This window comes from Tenacibaculum sp. (assembly GCF_048269885.1).
In the GTDB taxonomy this organism is placed as follows: Bacteria; Bacteroidota; Bacteroidia; order Flavobacteriales; family Flavobacteriaceae; genus Polaribacter.
On sequence record NZ_JBLWTZ010000053.1, the window covers coordinates 1 to 5,576 of the forward strand.

7 protein-coding genes are annotated in these 5,576 nt (G+C 34.0%); 3 read left to right on the top strand and 4 right to left on the bottom strand.

What is annotated here, in order from left to right:
* From ACN0WY_RS17375 to ACN0WY_RS17385, 3 genes are all read left to right on the top strand, one after another.
* The coding region (locus ACN0WY_RS17375; protein ID WP_417801194.1) for a hypothetical protein at positions 1 to 253 on the top strand (253 nt) is incomplete at its 5' end.
* Positions 250 to 1,119: a polysaccharide pyruvyl transferase family protein gene (locus ACN0WY_RS17380; protein ID WP_417801195.1), complete on the top strand. Its 870-nt coding sequence runs from the start codon at positions 250 to 252 to the stop codon at positions 1,117 to 1,119. The genes ACN0WY_RS17375 and ACN0WY_RS17380, both read left to right, overlap by 4 nt.
* Positions 1,120 to 1,173: 54 nt before the next feature.
* Positions 1,174 to 2,082 (top strand): glycosyltransferase family 8 protein, encoded by a 909-nt coding sequence (locus ACN0WY_RS17385; protein ID WP_417801196.1) that lies wholly within the window; start codon positions 1,174 to 1,176, stop codon positions 2,080 to 2,082.
* 23 nt (positions 2,083 to 2,105) lie between these two features.
* On the opposite strand, the gene ACN0WY_RS17390 is transcribed toward ACN0WY_RS17385, so the two are convergent.
* The 4 genes from ACN0WY_RS17390 to ACN0WY_RS17405 form a co-directional block, all read right to left on the bottom strand.
* Positions 2,106 to 2,903: a glycosyltransferase family A protein gene (locus ACN0WY_RS17390; protein ID WP_417801197.1), complete on the bottom strand. Its 798-nt coding sequence runs from the start codon at positions 2,901 to 2,903 to the stop codon at positions 2,106 to 2,108.
* A 95-nt stretch (positions 2,904 to 2,998) separates the two neighbouring features.
* Positions 2,999 to 3,751 (bottom strand): nucleotidyltransferase family protein, encoded by a 753-nt coding sequence (locus tag ACN0WY_RS17395; RefSeq protein WP_417801198.1) that lies wholly within the window; start codon positions 3,749 to 3,751, stop codon positions 2,999 to 3,001.
* Positions 3,744 to 4,325, bottom strand: a complete 582-nt coding sequence (locus tag ACN0WY_RS17400; protein ID WP_417801199.1) for a D-sedoheptulose-7-phosphate isomerase — start codon at positions 4,323 to 4,325, stop codon at positions 3,744 to 3,746. The genes ACN0WY_RS17395 and ACN0WY_RS17400 overlap by 8 nt, the downstream gene beginning before the upstream one ends.
* Positions 4,313 to 5,050 (bottom strand): hypothetical protein, encoded by a 738-nt coding sequence (locus ACN0WY_RS17405; protein ID WP_417801200.1) that lies wholly within the window; start codon positions 5,048 to 5,050, stop codon positions 4,313 to 4,315. The genes ACN0WY_RS17400 and ACN0WY_RS17405 overlap by 13 nt, the downstream gene beginning before the upstream one ends.
* Positions 5,051 to 5,576: the final 526 nt, after the last annotated feature.

Sequence of the window (5,576 nt, forward strand, 5' to 3'; positions counted from 1 at the left end):
GCTTGTCTTACCGTTTTTGATATCATCTTCTTTAATGATTGTTGGGGTAATATTTGTTGAAAATTTATTTAATATCGATTCAACAATTTTTTCATTATTGATAGCAATTATTTTTGGAGCAATTTTCTACTCTGCAATTTCAGTATTGTTCGTGATGATGTTGAGACTCAAGTATTCAGAGTTTGATTTCGTTTATAAAACATTTTTTATTCCATTGTATAGATTGATTTTTAAGAGAGTAGTTGTTAGATGACATTTAGTGAAAAAAAGAAAATATTTAGAGTTACACCCGGTAACTTTGGGGATGATTTAAATAAACTTATAGTTGAAAAATATCTTGGACACGATTTTGCTGGTAACGTGTTCTTGAATCTAGATAATGAATATAACGTAGTGTCTAGTGATACGCTTATCGTTGCTATAGGTACTATATTAAACCAACATGTACCAATATTAGGTAAAAAAGTTGTTTTGGGGGCCGGTACGGGTTACGGGACTGCTCCTATTATAGATGATTTATGGGATGTTAAATTTGTACGTGGCCCATTGACTGCAAGAAGGCTAAATCTTGAAGATAATAGATTTATTACAGATCCCGCTATTCTTTTAGCCAAAGAGAAATTTAAGTATTGTGAGCATGCGTCAGAAATTGGTTACATTCCTCACCATGCTGTTGCTAACAAAGAGTGGGAAAGGTTATGTAATGATATGGGATTACTGTATATAGATCCCAGAAACGAATTTAAAGATGTTATGGAAAAAATAATGTCGTGTAAGCTAATACTAGCAGAAGCTATGCATGGAGCCATTGTTGCGGATACAATGCGGATTCCATGGATACCTGTTAGTAGTGCAGATAAGATTAATGAATTTAAATGGCAGGACTGGTGCCATTCAATGCAACTTAGCTATGAACCAATTTCGCTACTTAGTCTTTGGCCTTGTAGTTCACATAGTTACATCAAAATCGCTTCAAACAGTGTGAAGAAAAAACTGTTAGTCAGGCAACTTAAGAAAATTGTTTGCAAAACAAAACCGATTCTGAGTAATGAACAATGGTTTAACTCAAAATTAAATCAAGTTTCAGATTGTTATGATGAATATTTCAACGTTAATTGATTTTATACCAATTTACAAAGTTATTATAATTATATTGTTTGGGATGGGTGAAAGATGATTTACAATATTTTGTTAACTTCGAACGATAGTTTTTCACAACACTGCGGTGTTTGTATTATATCATTGTTAAAAAACAACATTAAATCTAATTTTCATATTGTTGTCGCAGGTGTATCCTTGAGCAATGAATCTAAAAATAATCTATTTAAATGTATTGAAGGTTTTAATAATGTACAGTTGGAAATTATTGATTTCTCTTCAGAGCGTTTACAACCCTTCCCATTGATTAATCAATATAATAAAGATATTTATTTACGATTTTGGGTCGACGAATTTTTCGGTAAACAAGAAAAACGAGTATTATATATCGATTCCGATACTATAGTTGTTGGTGATATTAGTGAATTGTTCGAGCTAACATATGACGATTTTGTTATTGGTGCGGTTGATATTCCTTTTTCCGATAGCCATAATAGATGCCATTTACCTACAGAGTATAACTATTTTAATTCAGGTGTTTTACTTTTTAATTTAGATGCATGGAGAGAAGGGCAGTATAGAGATGTACTTCTTCAGTTTCTAATAGATAATGAAGAGATCGCATTAAATCCAGATCAAGATGCACTAAATGGCGTTTTACACAAGCAAAGGTATTCGTTGGATTATACTTTTAATGTAATTACGCCATTTTTTAGACGAAATAGTTTTGCTAAGTTGGGTGATAAAGAGTTGAAACGAGTTAGAAATAACGCAAAAATTGTACACTTTAATGGACGGGCAAGGCCTTGGTATTATACGTGTAATCACCCATACCAAAAAATGTATTTCAAGTATTTAAAACAATCACCATGGAAAAATTTTAGACCTTCGGATAAAAGCTTTTTTAATCTAATTAAGAAATGGCTTAGACTAATATTACGTAAGGAAAGTTTTATCGTTATGAAAAGCTTGAATGGTGAATAAAAACACTAAAGGGTCGTTGTGTTCTAATTTCCAAAAAAAGTTGATAAAGTATTTCGATCCATTTTTTTTAATGACCGGAATTTTTTGATGATTAATAAAGGATTAGAAATAGATTCTCTGTTGAATATGTATCTAAAATAACCGCTTAAATTACTGTGTGTGTCATTGTGTCCAATGTGGTAAACGGCTCCATGGAATGGTAGTTTTCTTAGCGGAGTGTTGTTGTTTTTTAATATATCTTCAATTTTAGTATGACTTCCAAGCATATTTTCCACGTAAGTTAAATTATTATTAGTATCGATGTCTTTTGGAATTAATTTTTGAGATATAATATGCGATGTACCACAGAACTTTGAAAAATTATCCTGTTTAAATATATAACTTGAATTACTTCTCCATATTAGTCCAGTATGGAAATACCAACCATTGCTATCGGGGTTTTGCTCTACAAATTGTACTAGTTTATTGTTGATAAAATCATCATCATCTACAAACATGTAGTAGTCTGTTTCTCTTGAGTAATTTATACCCGCAGCAATTCTTAGCCCCTTGTCTATTCTAATAGATTTTACAAAATCTGAATGATTAGATGAATTGCGATTGTAATTATGATTTGGTGGAAAATCGACCCAGTGAACATGAACTTTTTCTGGTAAAGGAGGCAAACTTGAACCTCGATTCGCAACTATTATGCATCTCCAGTTATCACTTGTCTGAGAGTTGATAGAGTTTATAGTTGAAGCAAGGTTTTTCTTTGTTGTATCCCAATTAGGGGAGCTTTCGTAGTGTCGTATGGGGATTATGAAAGTTAACGCTACCATAATTCATTTTCCTGCTATATTATCTGCAACTATGCTGATTAAGACCTTTTATCCATAAACTAATTAACTACATAAAGTTATCTAGCTTTTAAGTGTTAATCATCGGAGGTTAAACCTTGCTCTTGTTTCATTTGGAAGTCCTGATTAGCTTTAAGATAGTCTTCGGGAATTCCGATATCAATAAAATAACTATCAACTAATGTAGCGAATGCCGAAAAACTCTTTAACGGCAGTTTTTCTTCTAGAAAGTCTTTTTCGAATGAAAACGATGATAATTCAGGAAGTAAACCTATAGTTTTTTTCGATAGTAGATAAACTCCTGCATTGATTTGGCCTGGTAGTCCGTTTTTCTTTTCCTCGAATGATTTTATTTTGTTGTCTAAGTTAAATGATACTCGTCCATAACGTCCGGTGTCATCCACATTTTTTAAAGCAATAACCAAGTCCGCACCATTGTCATCAAACATGTCGAGCATTCTTTTTAGGGGGTAAGATAAATAAGAATCTCCGTTGAGAACAAGAAAATAGTCACTATCATCTAACATGCTTACTGAAATTGCGTGTTTAATTGCTCCTCCTGTTCCTAAAGGGGTTTCTTCTATTGAGTATCTAATATTCAGTCCTTTATAATTGTTGCCAAAATGTTCCATTATTAATTCTTTTTTATATGACACTGCCAGAGTTACTTTAGTAACTCCTTGTCTAACAAGATAATTCAGTACATATTCTAAAAATGGTCGTCCAGCAACTTCAATCATTGGTTTTGGTATTTCGTTATTTGTAATTGAGCTTAACCTTGAGCCTAACCCACCGCATAGTATTATTGCCGTTAACTTTTTTTTATCCACCAAAGTATTCCTTCTCAACATATGCACAAATAATGTGGCCAATTAAAATATGTGACTCTTGAATTCTAGGTGTATGCTCAGAAGGAACTTGTATACAAATATCGCAATATCGATTTATTTCTCCTCCACTACCAGCTAAACCTATAGTCACTAGGCCACGAGCTTTCGCTTCGGACATTGCTAGCAAAATATTTTTAGAGTTACCGGATGTACTGATACCAATAAAAATATCATTTGCTTGCCCATTAGCCTGGATTTGTCTGGCAAACAGTTTTTCAAACCCATAATCATTTCCAATCGCAGTAAGAATTGATGTATCGGTCGTCAATGCTAATGCCGGTAAACCTTGACGGTCAAACTCAAAGCGGCTGACAAATTCCGCAGCTATATGCTGCGAGTCTGCGGCACTACCACCATTCCCTGCGAGAATGACTTTATTACCACGTTTGTATGCTTCTAAACATAGCTCACATGCTTTTAAAATATTTGACAAAACGACTGTATTATCTAGAAGGGTTTTTTTTACCTCAATAGAGCTTTCAATGTGTTTTTTTAGGTATTCTAAACTCTCCATGATTGGGTTCCTTGTTGTGTAAAGCGAAAAGGTTGTACTTTTCCTTCTAATTCCTCTAAAAGACGTTCCACTTTTAGACGATATATGGGGTCAACAAATAGCATCATGAATCCCCCTCCACCAGCCCCACTGATTTTTAAAGACTTGGCTCCTGCACTGAGCACTTTGTCAGCTATAGTCTCAATATGTTCTGTTGATATTGAGTTAGAAGTAGATTTTTTAGCCAGCCAAGCTTTTCTGAATAGTTCGGACATTCCATCAATATTGGAGCGTAATAAGCACTCTTTCATTGCATAAGATAACTGCTTTACTTCATGCATTGCATCTAGAGCTTTTGTGTTATCTGAAGTCGTACTTCTTACCTGATCGTCAATAATTTTTGCTGATGACCTAGATACCCCAGTAAAAAATAAGATTAGTTGACTTTCTAACTCGTTTATAATGTTTTGTCTAATACGGAGCGGATTAACGATAACTCTGTCTTGTTCATAAAACTCCATGAAGTTAAAACCGCCGAAAGTAGTCGCGTACTGATCTTGCTTCCCACCGGCTAACTTACAATCAATTCTTTCTATTTCATATGCCATCCGAGCTATGTCATATTCGCTTAAAGGTAATTGTAATAATTCTTGATAGGCACTAAGTATTGTAACTACCATTGTTGATGACGATCCTAAACCACTACCTGGCGGTGCATCTGAATAGGTATAAACCCTTACCGCCAATGGTTCGTTATTGTTATATTCACGAACAATACGGTTATAGACCGCTTTATGTAAGATTAGCTCACCTTCAAGTGCTAAGTGAGAAGTCAACGGAGAGTAATACTCTTTTTCTATATCTTGCGCGAGAAAGTTTATGCCTTGCGGCGCTTCAACGAGTTCAATCGTACAGTATGCATACATATTAATGGTTGCGTTCAAAACGCAACCTCCAAAAGTGTCGCAATAAGGAGATAAGTCTGTTCCTCCGCCAGCGAGTCCGAGTCGTAGGGGAGAGCGAGAGCGAACTATCATAATTTAAGGAATCCTTAATTGTTGATTATTAGTCAATAAGTATCGATGTGAACTTGTTAATATTAAGCTTATGCTGTAATAATATTCATTACATGACAGTAGAAAGAAATTCTAAAAAACGCTACTGTTTAGTTAATATTTTATTACTCGTAATAGGATGATATGCAAAGTAAAAAAATACATATCTGTCATCTAGTCTATAGTTTTGATGTCGGTGGGCTAGAGAGAATTATTG

What these genes read in the sequence shown, in the direction of transcription:
- ACN0WY_RS17380 (WP_417801195.1), top strand. Translation starts at nt 250, where the DNA reads ATGACATTTAGTGAAAAAAAGAAAATATTTAGAGTTACACCCGGTAAC.
- ACN0WY_RS17385 (WP_417801196.1), top strand. Translation starts at nt 1,174, where the DNA reads ATGATTTACAATATTTTGTTAACTTCGAACGATAGTTTTTCACAACAC.
- ACN0WY_RS17390 (WP_417801197.1), bottom strand. Translation starts at nt 2,903, where the DNA reads ATGGTAGCGTTAACTTTCATAATCCCCATACGACACTACGAAAGCTCC.
- ACN0WY_RS17400 (WP_417801199.1), bottom strand. Translation starts at nt 4,325, where the DNA reads ATGGAGAGTTTAGAATACCTAAAAAAACACATTGAAAGCTCTATTGAG.